The 17,762-nt window shown below is 72.5% G+C and carries 15 protein-coding genes; 11 read left to right on the top strand and 4 right to left on the bottom strand.

Going from position 1 to position 17,762, the window contains the following annotated elements; all coding sequences use genetic code 11:
* Nucleotides 1–127: 127 nt before the first annotated feature.
* Nucleotides 128–3,013, bottom strand: coding sequence for an ATP-binding protein (locus tag ACRX5S_RS22120; RefSeq protein WP_436774765.1), 2,886 nt, complete (start codon nucleotides 3,011–3,013; stop codon nucleotides 128–130).
* Nucleotides 3,014–3,448: 435 nt separating this feature from the next.
* Between ACRX5S_RS22120 and ACRX5S_RS22125 the strand changes: the two genes are divergently transcribed.
* The 3 genes from ACRX5S_RS22125 (at nucleotide 3,449) to ACRX5S_RS22135 (ending at nucleotide 7,658) form a co-directional block, all read left to right on the top strand.
* A complete protein-coding gene (locus ACRX5S_RS22125) occupies nucleotides 3,449–4,624 on the top strand; it encodes a thiolase family protein (protein ID WP_436774766.1) in 1,176 nt (391 codons plus the stop codon).
* A 2-nt stretch (nucleotides 4,625–4,626) separates the two neighbouring features.
* Entirely contained in the window at nucleotides 4,627–5,058 is a 432-nt protein-coding gene (locus ACRX5S_RS22130) for a Zn-ribbon domain-containing OB-fold protein (RefSeq protein WP_436774767.1), read from the top strand.
* Between the two features lie 218 nt (nucleotides 5,059–5,276).
* Nucleotides 5,277–7,658: a CoA transferase gene (locus tag ACRX5S_RS22135; protein ID WP_436774768.1), complete on the top strand. Its 2,382-nt coding sequence runs from the start codon at nucleotides 5,277–5,279 to the stop codon at nucleotides 7,656–7,658.
* 198 nt (nucleotides 7,659–7,856) lie between these two features.
* On the opposite strand, the gene ACRX5S_RS22140 is transcribed toward ACRX5S_RS22135, so the two are convergent.
* Entirely contained in the window at nucleotides 7,857–8,048 is a 192-nt protein-coding gene (locus ACRX5S_RS22140; RefSeq protein ID WP_436774769.1) for a hypothetical protein, read from the bottom strand.
* Between the two features lie 170 nt (nucleotides 8,049–8,218).
* On the opposite strand from ACRX5S_RS22140, the gene ACRX5S_RS22145 reads away from it, so the two are divergent.
* The 3 genes from ACRX5S_RS22145 (at nucleotide 8,219) to ACRX5S_RS22155 (ending at nucleotide 10,607) form a co-directional block, all read left to right on the top strand.
* Nucleotides 8,219–8,599 (top strand): nuclear transport factor 2 family protein, encoded by a 381-nt coding sequence (locus ACRX5S_RS22145; protein WP_436774770.1) that lies wholly within the window; start codon nucleotides 8,219–8,221, stop codon nucleotides 8,597–8,599.
* A 308-nt stretch (nucleotides 8,600–8,907) separates the two neighbouring features.
* The gene (locus tag ACRX5S_RS22150) at nucleotides 8,908–9,828 is read left to right on the top strand and encodes an IclR family transcriptional regulator (protein WP_436774771.1); all 921 of its coding nucleotides are present in this window, start codon (nucleotides 8,908–8,910) and stop codon (nucleotides 9,826–9,828) included.
* 344 nt (nucleotides 9,829–10,172) lie between these two features.
* Complete coding sequence (locus ACRX5S_RS22155; RefSeq protein ID WP_436774772.1) at nucleotides 10,173–10,607, top strand: hypothetical protein; 435 nt, start codon at nucleotides 10,173–10,175, stop codon at nucleotides 10,605–10,607.
* Nucleotides 10,608–10,747: 140 nt separating this feature from the next.
* Here ACRX5S_RS22155 and ACRX5S_RS22160 read toward each other — a convergent pair whose 3' ends face one another.
* Nucleotides 10,748–11,230, bottom strand: a complete 483-nt coding sequence (locus ACRX5S_RS22160) for a hypothetical protein (RefSeq protein ID WP_436774773.1) — start codon at nucleotides 11,228–11,230, stop codon at nucleotides 10,748–10,750.
* Nucleotides 11,231–11,457: 227 nt separating this feature from the next.
* On the opposite strand from ACRX5S_RS22160, the gene ACRX5S_RS22165 reads away from it, so the two are divergent.
* Both ACRX5S_RS22165 and ACRX5S_RS22170 read left to right on the top strand, forming a co-directional pair.
* Nucleotides 11,458–11,799, top strand: a complete 342-nt coding sequence (locus ACRX5S_RS22165; protein ID WP_436774774.1) for a chorismate mutase — start codon at nucleotides 11,458–11,460, stop codon at nucleotides 11,797–11,799.
* Nucleotides 11,800–12,003: 204 nt separating this feature from the next.
* Nucleotides 12,004–12,555, top strand: a complete 552-nt coding sequence (locus ACRX5S_RS22170; protein WP_436774775.1) for a chaplin — start codon at nucleotides 12,004–12,006, stop codon at nucleotides 12,553–12,555.
* A 162-nt stretch (nucleotides 12,556–12,717) separates the two neighbouring features.
* On the opposite strand, the gene ACRX5S_RS22175 is transcribed toward ACRX5S_RS22170, so the two are convergent.
* The gene (locus ACRX5S_RS22175; protein WP_436774776.1) at nucleotides 12,718–14,436 is read right to left on the bottom strand and encodes an N-acyl-D-amino-acid deacylase family protein; all 1,719 of its coding nucleotides are present in this window, start codon (nucleotides 14,434–14,436) and stop codon (nucleotides 12,718–12,720) included.
* A 281-nt stretch (nucleotides 14,437–14,717) separates the two neighbouring features.
* Here ACRX5S_RS22175 and idi point away from each other — a divergent pair, with 281 nt between their 5' ends.
* The 3 genes from idi to ACRX5S_RS22190 all read left to right on the top strand — a co-directional run bounded on the left by idi (nucleotide 14,718) and on the right by ACRX5S_RS22190 (nucleotide 17,647).
* Nucleotides 14,718–15,287 (top strand): isopentenyl-diphosphate Delta-isomerase, encoded by a 570-nt coding sequence (idi, locus tag ACRX5S_RS22180; protein ID WP_436774777.1) that lies wholly within the window; start codon nucleotides 14,718–14,720, stop codon nucleotides 15,285–15,287.
* Between the two features lie 276 nt (nucleotides 15,288–15,563).
* Nucleotides 15,564–16,514, top strand: coding sequence for a hypothetical protein (locus ACRX5S_RS22185; protein WP_436774778.1), 951 nt, complete (start codon nucleotides 15,564–15,566; stop codon nucleotides 16,512–16,514).
* Nucleotides 16,515–16,666: 152 nt separating this feature from the next.
* Nucleotides 16,667–17,647 carry a hypothetical protein gene (locus tag ACRX5S_RS22190; protein ID WP_436774779.1) on the top strand — a complete coding sequence of 327 codons (981 nt, stop codon included), beginning with the start codon at nucleotides 16,667–16,669 and terminating at the stop codon, nucleotides 17,645–17,647.
* Nucleotides 17,648–17,762: the final 115 nt, after the last annotated feature.

Genomic DNA, 17,762 nt, shown 5'->3' on the forward strand with positions numbered 1-17,762 from the left:
CCGAAGCCGCCGGCCGCCGGGGCGGTGTCCAGCAGGCCGGTGATCAGGCCCTGGAGCAGGGCGAGTTCGTCGACGCGTTCGAGGAGGCCTTCGTCCTCGGGGTGGTATGCGGGCTCGGCCGCGGCGGTCACTGTGCGCCTCCCGTTCCTGGGCCGAGCATATTGGTGGGCGGGAGTTCGCCCATGTCGACCAGTTCTGCGCGCGCGGCGTCGGCCAGCGCCTCCGCGCCGCACTCCACGGCCACGGTCAGGCCCTCGAACAACGGGTCGACGGCGTCCCGGTCGCCGTATTCGCGGCGCAGTACGATCCCGTACTCCACCAGCGTCAGGGCGTACTCGTAGCGCGCGTCGGAGTGTTCGAGCCACATCAGGGCGTCCTCGATCTTCGCCAGTCCTTTCTGTCCGCGCTCCAGGCGGCCCGTCACGCGCAGCGCCTGGCCCATCGCGGACGGCGCGCCGAATCGGTACGCGCGCCGCAGCGCCTCGCTCGCCTGGTCGTACGCCGCCTCCGGATCCCGCCCGGCGAGCGCCTTGGCGAGGTTGATGCGCCACGCGCACCATGCGGGGTTGGCCACGCCGCGTCCCTCCAACTTCTCGCCGGTTTCCACGAAGTCGGCCGCGGCGTCCTCCAACATGCCCAGGGCGAGCCGTAGTTCGCCGCGCACCGCCTGTGGGACCGGGAAGACGACCGCGCTGGGGAACGGCTTGCCGAACGCGTGCTCGTCGGCGAGCCGGGCCGCCTCGCCCACCCGGCCGCGCGCGACCAGCACCTGGATCAGCGTGCCGAGCGGGTACCAGCGCGCGGGAGCCGTCGGGGGCAGGCGTAAAGCGAGCCGCAGCCCGATCTGGCAGTCCTCCTCGGCCTGAATCAGCTTGCCTTGGCGGTAGCGCACCAGGCTGCGCATGGAGTGCGCGTACGACAGGTGCGTGCCACGCCAGCCGTGCGCCTTCAACTCCCGGATGCCCTCGGTGAACAGCTGCTCCGCGCGGTCGTTGCGGTCGCAGTACATGTACGTGAGGGCGAGCAGGCTGGGGATCTCGAACCCCCAGTCCTCGTCCGTCCAGTTCAGGCCCGGCCCCCACGCCTGGTCGGCGCTCGCGAGGACCTGCACCATCGGGTCGCCGCGCACCACGCCGTACCACGCGCGCAGGGCCAGCAGGCAGCGTTCGGTGCGGTTGCTGCCCTCCAACCGGACGACGAGGTTCTTCAGGCGGCGCGCCCGCGCGTGGTAGTCGGGGTCGTCCACCCAGAACACCGCCCACAGGAAGTGCTCGGCCTGGAGGCGCAGCCGCGTGGCGGAGGCGTTGGCGGACTGCGCCTCGGCGTCCAGCAGTTCGACAGCTTCCTGGATCTGGTCGGTGTAGCCGAGCGCCCGGGAGAGCTGGAGGACGATGGACTCGCGCAGGACGCGGTCTCCCGCGTCGTCGGCGAGCGCCGCGCGCAGGTGCCTGATCGCCTCCTGAGGCGACGTCACGAACGAGGCGCGGCCCAACTCGTAGCGCACGGCGGCGCGGTCGGTGGGACGCGGCGGTTCCAGCAGCGCCCGTTGCAGGCAGCGCAGTGCGGAGTCCGGGGCGCCGGCGCGCTTGTCCTGCGCGGCCGCTTCGCGCAACTGCTCGACCACCCATGAGTCCCCGCAGGGTTCGGTGGCCAGCAGGTGCAGCGCGGCAGAACGGGCGTCGCGTCCGTCCGCCACCAACAGCCGTGCGGCGCGGGCGTGCAGGGCGCTGCACGCGCTCTTGGGGATCCACTGGTAGACGGCACCGTTGATGAGCGGGTGCACGAAGTTGAGGATGTCCTGGTCGTCGAGGATGCCCGCGGCGCGCAGCCGGTCGGCGATCAGCCCGACCTTGTGCACGTCGACCTCGGCGAGGGCGGCCACCCGGACCACGGTGGCGTCGGACCCGAGGACCGCGACCGCCCTGGCCACCGCGATGGTGGACTCGCCCATGCGCTCCAGCCGGGCGGCCAGTTGCTCGCCGATCTGGTCGGCGGCGATGGCGCCGAGCCGGCCGGTGTTGGCGGCGGTGGGGGCCAGGCGCAGGCGGCGCACCTCGCGCAGCATCGCCCACAGGACGAACGGGGTGCCGGTGGTGACCTCGAAGCAGCGTTCCCGGAAGGCGGTGTCGGCCCCGGAGCCCAGCGCCTGGCCGACGATCTGCGCCACCGCGCCGGGGGACAGCGAGCCGAGTGCCAGGCGGCGCGTCCGGTCCAGCGCGCACAGCTCGCGCAACAGCGGCTCGACGTCGGTGACTTCGCCGGTGCGACGGGAGACGAGCAGGAGCACCGGCCACTGGTCGAGGCGTCCCGCGAAGCTGGTGATCCAGGCGAGGGACTCGGCGTCCGCCCAGTGCGCGTCGTCGATGACCAGGACGACGGGGCCGCGGTGCCGGGTGAGTCCGGTCATGAGCCAGTCGAGGGCGTCCCGGATGCCCAGCGGGTCGGGGGCGAAGCCCGCGGCGGCGGGGCACAGGCCGAGTGCGGGGGCGATGATGTCGTGCCAGTCGCCGAGCATCGCGGCGCGTTCGTCGCCGGTGCACCCGGCGAGGAGGTTGAAGAACAACTGCTTGACGACGGAGAAGGAGCGCGTCTGCTCGCGCTCGGCGCCCTTGGCGGCCAGGACGGTGCAGTGGTGTTCGACGGCTATCCGGCGGGCCTCGTCGAGCAGCGTGGTCTTGCCGCAGCTGGCCTCGCTCTCCACCACCAGGAGTTCGCCGGGGCGTGCGCCCGGCGCGTCCGCCGCGGCGCGGGCCTGCTCGCAGAGTTTGCCGATCACCCGGGTCAGGACGGCCATTTCGTCGTCGCGCTCAAGTAACGGCGCCTGGGCGAGCAGGGGTTCCGAGCCGTCCCAGCCGGAGACCTCGACGGCGGCGCCGCGGCGCACGTCTATCTGACGCGCGCCCCTTTCACGCCGGTCGGGCGCTTCGGACGCGCGCCCGTCCGGGGACGCCTCCGCCGCTGCTCCGGCGGGCCGCAGGGCCCCGGAACCCGGCGATCCGTTCGCTTCTGCCATGACGGCACCTTCCCCACGAGGGTGCACGCTTCGCCCGATGGCGGTCGGTGCGACGCGTATGCAAGTTCCATCCTGGCGTATGGAGGTCACCCGATGTGCCCGCCTTAACACAGAAGTCCTCATTGATTGGGGAGATCCGGTCGGCCGGACGCCGCGACCCGGTCGTTGGGCCCACTTCGATGCGTCGCGCCGCGCGCAGACCGGGGCAGAGAGCGAACAGAGCCGGTCCGAGGACCTGTTCGGCGGTCCTTGTTTCCCGGGATTCGTCGCAAGCTGACCGGAAACGACCGCAAACGACAGTGGCGCCTTACAACCAATGGCTCTTGACTCCTCATCACGTCCCGCTTCCAATGGGCCTTCGCGAGCGGCGCACCGTCCTCGCGCAAAAATCTGCCGGCCGTCGGGTCGGGAACGGTGAGAAGGGGAGACGTCGCCATGGCACCGGGGTCCCATCCCTACCGCGACGTCGCGGTGGCGGGCGTCTTCAACACGGCCCAGGCCCGCCGCCTGCCGGGCCACACCTCCGTATCCGTGACGGTCGAGGCCATCAACGGCGCCCTCGCGGACGCCGGCCTCGGCCTCGACGACGTCGACGGCGTCTCCGCCGCCGATCTCTCCGCGAAGCTCATCTACGACCTGCGCCTCGGCCCCGCCTGGCGCGGCACGCAGTACGGCCTGGGCATGATCGCGGAGGCCGCCTCGGCGATCGCGTCCGGCATGTGCGACGTGGCGGTGGTGGCGTCCGGCGAGGCCGGCATCTACACCGACCACGCCGCCACCGCCCCGTGGACGCGACCGGAGAACGAGTTCGTGATCCCCTGGGGGTTGTTCACCACCGCAGAGTTCGCCCTGATCGCGCGACGCCACATGATCCGGTACGGCACCACCGAGGAGCAGTTGGCCGCCGTCGCGGCGACCATCCGCAACAACGGCCACGTCAACCCGGAGGCGGTCTACCACGGACGCGGTCCCTTCACCGCCGCGGACATCCTGGCGTCCCGCCTCATCGCGGAGCCCTTCCACCTGCTGGACTGCGCGATGACCTCGGAGGGCGGCTGCGCGTTGGTGCTGACGAGCGCCGAGCGGGCCCGCGACCTGCCGTCCGACCCGGTGTACCTGCTGGGCATGGCGGCGGACTGCCACGGGCCCGCGTACCAGCACCCGCCCGCGTACGACCTGGCCGGGCGGCGCGACGACGACCTGACCGCCGGCACGGTCGGACGCCGCGCGGCGGACCGGGCGTTCCGCACCGCCGGGATCGGGCGCGACGACGTGGACGTGCTGGAGTTGTACGACCCCTTCTCCTTCGAGGTCATCCGGCAGTTGGAGGCCTTCGGCTTCTGCGCGCCGGGCGAGGGCGGCCCGTTCGTGGCGGACGGCCACATCGGACCGGACGGCAAGTACCCCGTGACCACCGACGGCGGGCTGATGTCCTACAGCCACGCCGGATCCAATCCCCAGATGCTCCAGCGTGCGATCCGCGCGGTGCAGCAGGTGCGCGGCACCTGCGTCTCGACGCAGATCCCGGGGGCCCGGGTGGCCCTCGCCAGCGCGGGCGGCTCCGGCGCCCTGTTCAACCAGGTGGCGCTGTTCGGAACGGAAAGGCCCTGACTGTGCTCGAACCCCAGACAGGCGTACCTCTGAACCCCGTCACGCCGCTGACCGCTCCCTTCTGGGACGGCTGCGCGGACGGTGAACTGCGCTACCAGCGCTGTACCCAGTGCGGCACGGCGAACTTCACGCCGACCGACCTCTGCCGGGGCTGCGCCTCGCGGGCGCTGGAGTGGCGGGTCAGCGCGGGGCTCGGCACCGTCTACAGCTGGACGATCGTGCACCGGCCGGTGACGCCGAGCTTCACGACGCCGTACGCCGTCGCGATAGTCGACCTCGACGAGGGCTACCGCATGCTGACGAACCTGATCGGCATCGAGGTGCACGCGGTCCGCGAGGGCCTGCGGGTGTGGGTCGACCCGCACGGCGTGGGTGGCGAACGCGTGCTCCCGTACTTCAGACCGCAGTTCACCCCGTCCACGACCGGGGGCTGAACCCTTCGCGCGGTCGTCGCGCGCGGTGTGCCGGGGTGGAAGCGGAACGGGACGCTCCACGCGGGCCGCCCTTCCGGACAACGATCCGGCATCCTCCGGTTCCGCTGGTTCCTCGCCGAAGCCCTCCGGACCACCCGCGCCGCGCCGTCCGCGTCCGTCCGAAGTACCGGCGCCCGTCCCGTCCTTCCCTTCCGCCCGCACCCCGGAGGTTGATCGCGTTGGCACCCCTCGCCCCGTTGGCCGGACTGTCCGTCGTCGAACTGTCCCACGGAGTCCCCGGCGGATACTGCGCGAAACTGCTGCGCGACGCGGGCGCCCGCGTGGTCAAGCTGGAAGGCCCGGACGGCGACCCGCTGCGGCGCGGCCGAGAGGGCACCGCGGGCAACCCCGCGTCCGGCGGCGCCGCCCCGGCCGACGGCGACTCGGCCCTGTTCCGCTACCTCTCCGTGGGCAAGACGCTGCGCCTGACGGACGAACCGGCGGCGCCCACCCACGACACCGCGGTGCGCGCCGCCGACATCCTCATCGAGGACGGCCGCCTCGGCGACGCCGAGATCGCCGCGCTGCGCACCGCGAACCCCGCCCTCGTCGTCGTCTCGATCACCCCGTACGGCCGCACCGGCCCCCACGCGGGGCGTCCCGCCACCGAGTTCACGCTCCAGGCGTCCTGCGGCTCGACCGGCGGACGCGGCCAGGCGGGGGAGGAGCCGTTGCAGGCGGGCGGCCACATCGGCGAGTGGGTCAGCGGCGGCTACGCCGCCGTCGCGGGCCTGGCCGCCGCGCACGCGGCCCGGCGCACCGGACGGGGCGACCACGCCGACGTGTCGATGCTGGAGTGCATGGCGACGACGATGCAGACGTACGGCTCGGTCGCCGCATCGCTGTTCCGTGCCACCGGCGCCGACTTCGTCAGCGGGCGCACCCTGGAGATCCCGTCGATCGAGCCGACCGCGGACGGCTGGGTCGGCTTCTGCCTGGGCACCGGGCAGCAGCTCCAGGACTTCCTGCTCATGGTCGAGCGACCCGACCTCATCGACGACCCGCGCTTCGCGACGATGGGCGAACGGGCCCGCAACCGCGACGAGTTCCTGGAGATCGTGCGCGGCTGGACGACCAAGCAGCGCACCGAGGACGTCGTCGCGCTGGCCGGGGCGCTGCGCATCCCGGTCGCGGCGGTGGGCACCCCGAGCACGCTGACCTCGGTCGACCACTTTGTGGAGCGCGGGGTGTTCGTCCCCAATCCGTACGGCGGGTTCCTGCAACCGCGTGTGCCGTACCGCATGGGCGAGTTCCGCGGCGTGCCGTTCGAGGATCCCGCGCCCGAGGCCCCGGCGGGAACGACCGAACCCGCCGCCGGCGAAACCGCCGCCGCGGCCCCCGGCGACCGCCCCCTCAGCGGCCTGCGCGTCCTCGACCTCACCGCTTTCTGGGCCGGGCCCAGCGCCACGCTCACGCTCGCCGCGCTCGGCGCCGACGTCATCAAGGTCGAGGCGCACAAACGGGCCGACGGCATGCGGTTCGCCTCCGCGCGCAAGCCCGGCGAGGACCAGTGGTGGGAATGGGGCATGGTGTACTTCGGTGCAAACCCTGGCAAACGCGGCATAACACTCGACCTCGGCACACCTGAGGGCCACGACCTCGTCCTGCGGCTCGCCGAGACGGCAGACGTCGTGATCGAGAACTTCTCCCCGCGCGTCATGGACAACCTCGGCCTGACCTGGAACACGCTGCACGCCCGCAACGAACGCCTCATCCTGCTGCGCATGCCGGCGTTCGGCCTCGACGGCCCGTGGCGCGACCGCACCGGCTTCGCACAGACGATGGAGCAGGCGTCCGGCATGGCCTGGATGACCGGACGCGCCGACGGCCCCCCGCTCATCCCTCGTGGGCCGTGCGACCCGAACGCCGGTACGCACGCGGTTTTCGCGCTCCTCGCCGCGCTGCGCGAGCGCGAGCGCACCGGCGTCGGCACGATGATCGAGTCGACCATGGTCGAGGCGACGCTGAACGTGGCCGCGGAGGCGCTCACCACCTTCACCGCCGAGGGACGCGAGGTGCGCCGCGACGGCAACCGCGGTGCGGGCGCCGCCCCGCAGGGCGTCTACCGCTGCGCGGGGGACGACGCGTGGCTCGCGCTGGCCGCGGAGACCGGGACGCAGTGGGCCGCTCTGCTGGGCCTCGTGGGGCCGGACGCGCGCTGGTCGGGGGACGAGGACCTGGCCGCACGCCGGGCCGCGCACGACGACATCGACGGCATCGTGGCGGCGTGGTGCGCGGCGCGCGAGGCCGCGGACGCCGAGGCGGAACTGCTGGCCGCGGGCGTCCCGGCGGCCGTCGTCGTCCCGCCCGCGGCGATCGAGTCCGACCCGCAGCTCGAACACCGCGGCTTCCTCAACCGGGTCGTCCACCCCGTGGCGGGCGAGCACCGCGTGCCGGGCCTGCCGTTCCGCCTCGCGTCGGTCACCGGCCCCTGGGTCACCAGGGCCGCGCCCACCCTGGGCGAGCACACCGCCGAGGTGCTGTGCGGAGAACTGGGGCTGACCGAGGACGAGTTCGCGCAGCTGGTCGAGAAGGGGATAACGGGGAACACCCCCGGCTGAGCGACGTGTTCCGGGAAATCCGCCCGCCGCCGAAGAGTTCGGGCGTTTGGCCCCGTCCCCGTTGCCTCGTCCGCGCCGGTTGAGACCCGGTACGAAGGCACGCCCGCGAGCGAACCGTCGGCCGCGGCCGCGCCTGACGGAGACCGGCTCGGCGGGCCCGTTCGACGCGGCCGAGCCGAGAGCGCGGTCCGCGGTGCGTCAGACCTTCGTCGCCAGGATCACGGCGTACAGAAGTGCGGAGAGGATCAACAGGACCACGAAACCGACGACTGCGGCGACAAAGCCGAACCAGAGCGGTGTCTTCGAGTTCCGCGGCCATCCCGCGCCGATCCCCGAGAGCCCGCGCTGGAGTTCCGTGGTCGGCCGGTGCGGCGGAAGCTGGTTCGTCATGCCGCCAGTGTGCCGCCGCGGAGGTAGCCGGGCCAGGGCATGCGGGCCGGAGGGGAGCGTACGGCCGACTTCGTGCGCGACAACTGCGGCCGTCGTGCTCCACCACCGCTGGTGGTTCGAGGGGTTGGGGGCTCTGGCGGTCGCATGGCCGGGCCAGTACGGTCGCGCGCATGGATGCAGCAGCTACGGTTGACGAGTTCATCAAGGCTTGGGGCCGGCTCGACCCGGACGAGCTCGCGGGGTACTTCACCGAGGACGCGACGTACCACAACATCCCGATCATGCCGGTGACGGGACGTCAGGCGATCCGGGACTTCATCGCCGGGTTCGTCGGGCCCTTCTCCGTCGCCGAGTTCACCGTGCACCACCAGGCGGTGCACGGCGACACGGTGCTCAACGAGCGCACGGACGTCTTCACGTTCCCGAACGGGAACACGCTGGAGATCCTCGTCATGGGCGTCTTCGAGCTGCGGGACGGCAGGATCCACGCGTGGCGCGACTACTTCGACCTGGCCGCGGTGACGAAGGCGCTTGCGGAGAATTCCGCCTGATGTGATGTCGGGGACCGCTGCCCCGACAACGCCCCACAAGTGCCGACGCAGAGCACAGGCCGCCGAAGTGCGGACGCGGGCCCGGCGGTGCGGTGCTCTTCCGCAGAGCACAGGCCGGCGACGTACGGACGCGGGCCCGGCGGTGCCGTGCTCTTCCCCTACCTCCAGGGGACCACCAGAGGGTGCCGTACGCGCGTATCGGGCGGTGCGGCGGGGTATGCGGCGGTTCCCTTGGTAGCGTGTGGCGCGCTCGTGAGTCGGCGCGGGATCCGGCCCCGCGGCCGGGCGGCTGAGGGTGGAGAAAGACAATGGCTGCGGTCGACGGCGGCGGAACCGATACGGCGTCACCCGGGGCGAGCCCGTCGCCCCCGACCGACCGGGTCGTGGGCGTCCTGGAGCTGCTGGCAAGCCGTCCCGCGCACGCCTTCAGCCTCAGCGACATCGCCCGGGCGCTCGGCATGAGCAAGGCGACCTGCCACGCGGTCACCGCGAGTCTGGCGAACGCCGACTACCTGATCCGCAACCCCGTCGACAAGACGTTCACGCTCGGCCCTGCGCTGGTGGCCACCGGGCGCGCGGCGGAGTTGTCGTACCCGGCCGTCCACCTCGCGCAGGCGGAGGCCGTGGCCTTGGCCGACGAACTGGGCATGCAGGCGACCGCGGCGATCCGCAGCGAGGGTCATTTGGTGATCGTGGCCCACGCGGGCAGCGGGCCGGACGCCGGGGCGGTGCGCATCGGCCGCCGCATCCCGCTGGCGCCGCCCTTCGGCGGGGTCTTCGTGGCGTGGGCCGGCGCGGACGTGATCGACGAGTGGGCGTCCCGCACCGAGCGCCCCGCGCCGCGCGGGCCGCTGCTCGCCTCCCTCAAGGCGATCCGCGAACGCGGGTACAGCGTCGAGCGCCTGACCCCTGCCGGTGTACGCCTGCGGCACGCGCTCGCGGAGCTGAGCGACGACCCGCTGGCCGAGGGCCTCCAGCCGATGGTCATGGCGCTGCTGGCCGAACTGCGGCAGGCCGAGTACCTGCCGGGCGACCTCACCGGCTCCGGCCGCCACCCGGTGAGCGCGCTGAGCGCCCCGGTGTTCGACGCGCACGGGAATACGCAGATGAACCTCTCCGTACAGCCGCACCGCGAGATGACCGCACGCGAGATCGACCGCACGGGACGCCGGCTGCTCAAGGCCTGCACCCGGGTCACGGTCGCGGTAGGCGGCCAGACCCCGGCCTGAGCGGGCGGTCCGAAGGCCGATCTGCTTGCTCTGCGCGGCGCGTCGTCCTGGCCGCCGCACGTCTCTTTTTCGCACGCATTCGTCGGTACGCATTCGTCCGCGGCGGGGCTCGGGCGGTGCGCCGCGGGCGCGCTCCCGCGCGCCCGTCGGGAACCCCGGGCGTTCGTCCGGCCGTTCTTCGACCGTGGTACCGGCACGCGGCACGCGCCCTTCGGCGATGCGTGGCGTGCCGGGGTGCGGGGGCGTGCGCCCGGCGGGCTCTGCGGCATCATTGCGGTCAATCCGGGTAACACTCGGATTCCGGACCGCGCGTGGTCCGGGGCGAGAATGCGGAGGTTCCCGCGATGAACACCACTTCGGTCGCCGCGCTGGTGACCGCCGTCGTGGGCTTGTCCGCGTGCGCGTGGACGTTCGTGCACGGCGCCCGCCAGAGCCGCATGACGGTGTGCGTTCTCGCGTCGATCGTCGTCTGCCTGTCCCTGGTCTTCCTGTCCATCGGGCAGGGGCGCCTCGCCGCGCTGGACGCCGCCCTGGTGATCGGCACGCTCGGCCCGCTGGTGACCGTCATCGTGGCGGTACGCGGGCGCGGGCAGAACAGGGCGCTCGCCACGTCGGGTCCCCGGCCCGCCGGGTCGCAGCCGCCACAGCCGTCCGCACAGCCGCCCGTACGGCAGCCGGTCCGCCACCAGACCGTTGCGCGACCGGGGGCGCCCGTACACCCGGGGCAGCCGGAGGCCCGTCCCGGCGGCGCACACGGGCGTCGCCGCCACGCCCGCTGAGCCCCCGGACTTTCGCAGCCCGGACTTCGTAGCCCGGACTTCGTGACTCGGATTTCGCAACTCCGATTTCGCGATCCGGACTTCGCGACCCGGACTTCGTGACGCATCGAGTCGTACCCGTCACATGGCGTGTCGATAGGTCACCCGGTGTCGGGTTTCCGCAGGTAGAAGCTCACCGCCATCCACACCACCCCGGCCGACGCCGCGAGCGTCACCAGGACCAGGGCGAAGACCAGGAAGAACAACGTGCCCGCGGTGAGCAGGGCCGCGAACACGATGCTCAGGACCAGGGCGAGGGCCCATACGCGGCGGCGCTCGCGGTGCCGGGCGGCCGCGGAGGTGGCGGCGGCGAACGGGAACTCGGGAGCTTCCGTATCTCCCCCGTCGCGCGCGCTGGTCGGCACGTCGGCGCCCGCGGAAGCCTCCTGGCCCGCGGACCGCTCCTGAGCAGGTCCTCCGGCCGCGCCCTCGTCGGCGGATCCGAGGCGGCGCAGCGGGCGGCGTCCGGTCCGCGGGACGCGCATGCGGCGCATGGCGCGGTCCAGATCGCGGTCTTTCCGCAGCTCAGCCTCTATCAGTTCGAGCGCCCGCCGCTCTGCGGGTGTCAGGCGGACGTCATCCATACCGATCGCCCCCTCATGCCTCGTCGCATGCGTACCGACCGGGTCCGCGCACCGGGTTCACGCCCATGTGCAGGCGGGTCCGCTTCGGCCGTACCTTGAGATTCCCCGGGTGGCGCGCCGTGACACCTGACTTGTGCCCGCGGAGATCCGCCGAACGGATCCGGCGAGATCCGCAACGCGGGGGTCTCGCCGCGAATCGTGCGGACGCCCGGGTAGGGTGGCGCGACATGGCCGACCGAACCACCGAAAAGCCCGAGTACGGCACCAACGGGTCCGCGGAAGCGCCGGCGATCCCCGCCGAGCTCCAGGACCTGCGGGACAGCATCGACAACATCGACGCGGCGCTGGTCCACCTGCTCGCCGAGCGGTTCAAGTGCACCAAGCGCGTGGGCGTGCTGAAGGCGGCGCACGACCTGCCGCCCGCCGATCCCGCGCGCGAGGCCGTGCAGATCCAGCGGCTGCGCTCGCTCGCGGCCGGCGCGAAACTCGACCCCGATTTCGCGGAGAAGTTCCTCAACTTTCTCATCGCCGAGGTGATCCACCACCACACGTCGATTCCGCGTTCCTGAATCGCTCCCACGGCCTGTCCCAACTGTCCGGCTCGGTCGGAAGCGGACGGCCAATCGGTCCGGTTCGAACGTCTGACTACCCGTCATAGGCGAATGCCCTACGGGTTATTCGTGCATACGGGCGAATTGGTGATCTTCCCGTTGCCCCCGTGGGGGTTCGCGCGTTGATGTCGGTGGAACTCCGGTTCCACCGTCATTCGAACGATGGGAATCAACTCAGTGAACGAGTTCGCCAAGAAGACCGTGGTGGCTGCCGCCATGGTCGGCAGCGCTTTCGCCTTCGGTGGGGGGACGGCGTACGCCTCCTCCGCCGCCGACGGCGCGGCCGTCGGTTCTCCCGGTGTGCTCTCCGGCAACCTGCTCCAGGTTCCGGTGCACGTGCCCGTCAACCTGTGCGGTAACACCGTCAGCGTCATCGGTGCGCTCAACCCCGCCTTCGGCAACACCTGCATCAACGCCGACGGCGACATGAAGCCGCCGACCCCGATGCCGCCGCACACGCCGCCTCACAAGCCGCCGCACAAGCCCCCGCACACCCCGCCGCACAAGCCCCCGCACAACCCGCCGCACGAGTGCCCGCCGCAGGGCCCGCCGGCGTGCCCCCCCACCACGCCCCCGGTGACGCCGCCGCCGGTCACCCCTCCGCCGGTGACCCCGCCGCCCACCACTCCGCCGGTCGACGAGTGCCCGGACGAGGAGTGCCCCTGCCCCGAGATCCAGGTCGTGCACGAGGTGACGGACGCGGTGACCGTCTGACCCTTCCGGGTCGCGGTCCCGCCCTCTCGTCCGGCGCTCTCCGGATGAGCGGGCAGCAGTACTGACACGACGATATGATGTAAGCCGGAGGCCCCGAACACCCTTGTGGTGTACGGGGCCTCGGGTCGTTCAGCCGCTGTGGTGCAGGGGAGCCCGGCTCGTTCAGCCGCGGCCGCCGCGGATCAGCGTCCCCGGCAACTCGCCCGTGTGCTCGCCCTCGCGGAACGTGACGCGGCCCGCGACCGCGGTGGCGACGTAGCCGTCGGCGCGCTGGATCAGGCGCGGGCAGTCGCCCGGCAGGTCGTACAGCACCTCCGGCGGGTGGGTGCGCAGCCGCTCCAGGTCGATCACGTTGAGGTCGGCGCGCATGCCGGGGGCGAGGCGGCCGCGGTCGCGCAGCCCGTACAGCGCCGCGGTGTCCGACGTCATCTTCTTGACGGCGAGTTCGAGCGGCAGCCGGTCGCCGCGCGAGCGGTCGCGGGCCCAGTGCGTCAGCATCGTCGTGGTCATGCTGGCGTCGCAGATCGTCGCGCAGTGCGCGCCCGCGTCGCCGAGGCCGAAGACCGAGCGCGGGTGCAGCAGCATCTCGCGCACCGGTTCGAGGCTGCCGTCCGCGTAGTTCAGGATCGGGATCATGAACATGCGGCGGCCGTCGCGCTCCAGCATCAGGTCGTAGAGCACCGCGTCGGGCGAGCGCCCCTCGCGTTCCGCCCGCGCGACCACGCTGTCCTCGTACGCCGGTTCGTAGTCCACCTCGTCGCCGATCGGCACGATGCGGTCGCCGAACGCGGTGAGCAGCGACGACTGCGCGCCGTCCTCTGCCAGGATCGCGTTGCGCACCTCCGCGGTGCGCAGCCTCGCGACGCGCTCGGCGATCGGCAGCACCGCGAGGGCGTCGAACGTCGGGCGGCCGCGCAGCGGGTGGTACGTCGTCTCCAGGCTGAACAGGAGCCCGGTCGCGCGCCCGGCGACCTGCATCCACACCTCGGCCCCGGCGTCCGCGGCGGCCTGCGTCTCGGCGAGCAGGTCGCGGTAGAGCGCGGGCGAGGCGTTCGACTGCGTCATGCCGTACGCCACGGGCCGCCCGATCGCCGCCGCGAGCCGCCGCATCCACGCGACCTCGCGGGACGCGGCCAGGTCGTCCTCGCCCGCGACCCCGGCCGGGGCCACCTCGAAGACACCGTGCCCGGCCTCGCGCAGCGCGGCGCCGATGCCGAACAGCTCGTCCTCGGCGGCGTACGTGCCGGGCACCGGCTCGCCGTCGATCGCCCGGTGCATGATCGTGCGCGAGGTCGTGAAGCCGAGCGCGCCCGCCTCCATCGCCTCGCGCACGATCGCGGCCATCGCGGCGATGTCCTCGGGCGTCGCGGGCTCGTTGCGGGCGCCGCGCTCGCCCATGACGTAGGTGCGGACGGGGCCGTGCGAGATCTGCGTGCCGACGTCCATCACGATGCGCCGGGTGGCGAGGTGGTCGAGGTATTCGGGGAACGACTCCCAGTGCCACTGCATGCCCTCGTGCAGCGCGGTGCCGGGGATGTCCTCGACGCCCTCCATCAGTTCGATGAGTCGGCGCCGCTCGTCGGGGCGGCAGGGGGCGAAGCCGACGCCGCAGTTGCCGGTGACCACGGTCGTGACGCCGTGCCAGCAGGCGGGGGTCAGCAGGTCGTCCCAGGTGACCTGTCCGTCGAAGTGCGTGTGGATGTCGACCCAGCCGGGCGTGACCAACGCGCCGTCGGCGTCGATCTCGGTCCGCCCGGCGCCGATCGCGGAGCGGTCGCCGACCGCGGCGATGCGGCCGTCCCGGATCGCGACGTCGGCTGTACGGGCCGCGGCGCCCGTCCCGTCCACCACCGTGCCGCCGCGGATCACCAAGTCGTGCATGGGGAGCCCTCCCGCCGTACGCAAGCTTGTGACGAAACCTGTGATGAAGCCTGTGATGAAGCCCGTGATGAGCCTGTGATGAAACCTCATTAACCGATCGTCCGCAGTGAAGCAGGACGGTCTTGCGATGTCGATGGGCGCGCCGCGGCGGGCCGGGGTGGAGGCAGGATGGGGGCAGGATGGGACAGGGGGGCAGCCGGGCGGAATGCCCGCGGCACAAAGCCGGGGCCGGTAGGGTTTCCGGGTAGGCACGGACAGTAGTGGGACGGTAGGGAGCACGCATGACGCAGGCAGCGTCGCCCGACATCGTGATGGTCGAGCTTGTCGACGCGGACGGCAACACGATCGGGCTCGCGGAAAAGCTCGCGGCCCACCAGCCGCCCGGGCAACTGCACCGTGCCTTCTCGGTGTTCCTGCTCGGCGAGGAGGGCGGCCCGCATGCGGGCTCGGTGCTGATGCAGCGCCGCGCGCTCACGAAGTACCACTCGCCCGGCCGTTGGTCGAACACGTGCTGTAGCCATCCGTTCCCCGGCGAACCGCCGGCCGATGCCGTCGCGCGCCGGGTGGGTGAGGAACTGGGCGTCAAGCCCGCGGTGTTGGTGCCCGCGGGGCAGGTGACGTATGACGTGACCGACGAGGTGTCCGGCCTCGTCGAGAAGGAGTACAACCACCTGTTCGTGGGCCGGGTCGGCAGCTCACTGGAGCTGAATCCGGAGGAGGTCGGCGAGGTGGCGTACGTCCCGCTCGCCGAACTCGACGCGTGGCTCGCCGAACACGACCACACGGCCTGGCTCGACGCCGTCCTGGGCACCGCCCGCGCGGCGCTGGAGGACCTTGCAGAGGGCCGCTGAAAGACGCGCGTTCACGGCGCACGAAACGCGTGTGAATTTGTGAATCGCAATTCCGCCCCGGCGTGCGGGCGAGGCTATGCAATGAGGGGCGTGAACCAGGGCACTTGCCCGGATTTCACGCCCCTCGTCATGTCTCGTACGCCCTGCCCGCGACGGTGGGCCGCCGTCCGCACGCGGTGCATTTTGCGAGTGTGAGCAAACCCTTTCGTGTGAAGCTCGGGAACGCTGGGCACAGCCGCCTCGTCTTGGTAGAAAAGTGCGGACAGGGGTCCCTCGGTGCCCAGGGTGGAAGGCGGCAGCGACGTGATGCACGGGTTCGTGCTTGCGCTCTTCGCGGCGACAATCCTCGTGACCGCACCTTTGGTGCTGGACCGCGCGGAAGCGGCCGGTTTCAGCCCCCGCCTCGTGCAGCAGGGCTGGCGCGCGGCCGCGGGCGGAGCGCTGGTTTCGCTGGCGCTCGCGGTGCCGGTGTTCACGACCGACCTGTGGACCGCGCCCGCCCGGGCGGTGGGCATCGCCCCGGGGCTCGGCTTCGCCGACGTGCCGCTCGCGGTGCAGGTTGCCGTCGCGGTGTCCGTGCTGCTCGGCCTGTTCGCCGGGTGGCGGCGCGGGGGACCGGTCGTCCGCGACTACCGCCGGGCGCTCCGCGTACAACTCGACCGCCTCGAATCCACCAGCCCGGTCCTGGACGAGGTCGAGCGCGGCCACCCGCGTCTGGTGATCGTCGAGGACGCGCAGCCGCGTCTGGTCCTGCTGCCGTCGCGCCCGCCGCGCGTCGAGGTCACCACGCGGGCCCTCGACCTGCTCAAGCCGGAGGAGCTGAACGCGGTCCTCACCCACATGTCCGGCCACCTGCGGTGCCGCGACGCGCTGTGGATGACCGCGTCCGAGACGATGGCCGAGGCGTACCCGCGCGTGGGCTTCTTCGCCCGCTGGGCGGACCACAGCGCGGCTCTCGCCGAGAAGGGCGCCGACGCCGACGTGCACGGCCCCATCGCCCGCTCCAACCTCCGCCGCGCCCTCGTCAAACTCTCCGGCCCCGGCCAGGCCAACGGCCCCTTCTGCCCCTGCTTCGCCTGGCCCCAACAACGCCAGGAAGAACTGACGGTCCGCCAACCCCGCACCCCCCGGACCCCGTTCGCGGTGGTAGCGCTACGAGCCCTGACCGCCGCGGCCCTGCTGGTCCCCACCCTGGTCGTGGCCTCCCCCCACTTCATGTACCTCTGAGCCCGGTACACCGCAGCTGCCGGAACCGTTGCGCCCCAGGTCCGGCGGTGCCCCTTCCTGCCCTGGGGTGGGGCGGTGGTGGTGCTTTGGTACGGGGTGCGGTACGTGTAAGGGCTGGAGCCCGGGCCAGGGGTGTATTCGCGGAGGTGGGAATGAACGACGACAGCCCCTGGAAGGCGCGGCTGCGGGCTTGGTTCGGGGCCGAGGGGCGGGACGGGGCGGATCGGGGGGCGGCGTTGGACGATCTCGCGGAGGGGCTGCTCGCGGCGCGGCGTCCGCTTGTCGTGGCGGGGTCGGGCGTGGTGGCCGAGGACGCCGTGCCGGGGTTGCGTGCGCTCGCGGCCGAGGCGCGGATCGGGGTGTACAACACCTGGCGCGCCAAAGGGGTCCTGCCCTGGGACAGCGACTACCACCTCGGCACCATCGGTCTCCAGGAGCGCGACGTCGCGTTGTGCGCGCTGGAAGCGTACGACCTGATCCTGACCACGGGGCTCGCCGAGGGCGAGCCCCCGCGGCTGCCGGAGGGTCTGCCGGTGGTGTCGTGTGCGGTCGGCGACCTGGAGATCCTCGCGGTGCGCTGCGCCCACCGGACCGGTGAGGAGACCGTGGAGGCCCCGCTGCGCGAGCGGCTGGCCGCTGTGGTGCAGAAGGCTTGGGGCGGCGCCACGCCGCCTCTCGCCCCCACGCTGATAACCCGGCAGTACGCGCTTCTGCTCGGAGAGCGCGGCATGATCGCCGCCGACGCCGGGACAGCCGGCTTCTATCTGGGACGCACGTTCCCGACCCTGCGGCCCCGGACCGTCGAGCTCCCGCCGGTCCCCACGCCCGGCTTCGCCGCCGCCGCGGTCGCCGCGCGACGTGCCGCCGAGCCCGACCTGCCCGCCCTCGCCCTTGTCGACGGCGAACGCCCCGACGCGGCGACCGAGGCCGCCGTCGCCGAGGCCGCGGCCCGCGGCATCGCGGTGCCGGTCGTGTGCTGGGCGCCGGACGGTCCGCAGATCGGGATCGAGGACCACCTCCAGGACGTGCGCAAGGCGGTCGCCGCCGACGAGCCGCGCGTCGTGGTGGTCGGGTACGACCCGGGCCAGCTCGCCGACCTGGAGGATGTGGCCGGACGCGTCACCGCGTGGTGAGCGGGTGCGTTCGTCCGCATGCCGTCGAGGCCCCGCCGGAACGGCCCGCCGGCCGGGCTTGGCGGGAATTTGACGACGCGCCCTAGGGCTGAGTTCGTAAACTTTATAAGGTTAG

It is taken from the genome of Yinghuangia sp. YIM S09857 (assembly GCF_051388915.1).
In the GTDB taxonomy this organism is placed as follows: domain Bacteria; phylum Actinomycetota; class Actinomycetes; order Streptomycetales; family Streptomycetaceae; genus Yinghuangia.

Coding starts and splice junctions, on each gene's coding strand:
- ACRX5S_RS22120 (WP_436774765.1), bottom strand. CDS start 3,013: ATGGCAGAAGCGAACGGATCGCCGGGTTCCGGGGCCCTGCGGCCCGCC.
- ACRX5S_RS22125 (WP_436774766.1), top strand. CDS start 3,449: ATGGCACCGGGGTCCCATCCCTACCGCGACGTCGCGGTGGCGGGCGTC.
- ACRX5S_RS22140 (WP_436774769.1), bottom strand. CDS start 8,048: ATGACGAACCAGCTTCCGCCGCACCGGCCGACCACGGAACTCCAGCGC.
- ACRX5S_RS22145 (WP_436774770.1), top strand. CDS start 8,219: ATGGATGCAGCAGCTACGGTTGACGAGTTCATCAAGGCTTGGGGCCGG.
- ACRX5S_RS22150 (WP_436774771.1), top strand. CDS start 8,908: ATGGCTGCGGTCGACGGCGGCGGAACCGATACGGCGTCACCCGGGGCG.
- ACRX5S_RS22155 (WP_436774772.1), top strand. CDS start 10,173: ATGAACACCACTTCGGTCGCCGCGCTGGTGACCGCCGTCGTGGGCTTG.
- ACRX5S_RS22160 (WP_436774773.1), bottom strand. CDS start 11,230: ATGGATGACGTCCGCCTGACACCCGCAGAGCGGCGGGCGCTCGAACTG.
- ACRX5S_RS22165 (WP_436774774.1), top strand. CDS start 11,458: ATGGCCGACCGAACCACCGAAAAGCCCGAGTACGGCACCAACGGGTCC.
- ACRX5S_RS22170 (WP_436774775.1), top strand. CDS start 12,004: ATGGGAATCAACTCAGTGAACGAGTTCGCCAAGAAGACCGTGGTGGCT.
- ACRX5S_RS22175 (WP_436774776.1), bottom strand. CDS start 14,436: ATGCACGACTTGGTGATCCGCGGCGGCACGGTGGTGGACGGGACGGGC.
- idi (WP_436774777.1), top strand. CDS start 14,718: ATGACGCAGGCAGCGTCGCCCGACATCGTGATGGTCGAGCTTGTCGAC.
- ACRX5S_RS22190 (WP_436774779.1), top strand. CDS start 16,667: ATGAACGACGACAGCCCCTGGAAGGCGCGGCTGCGGGCTTGGTTCGGG.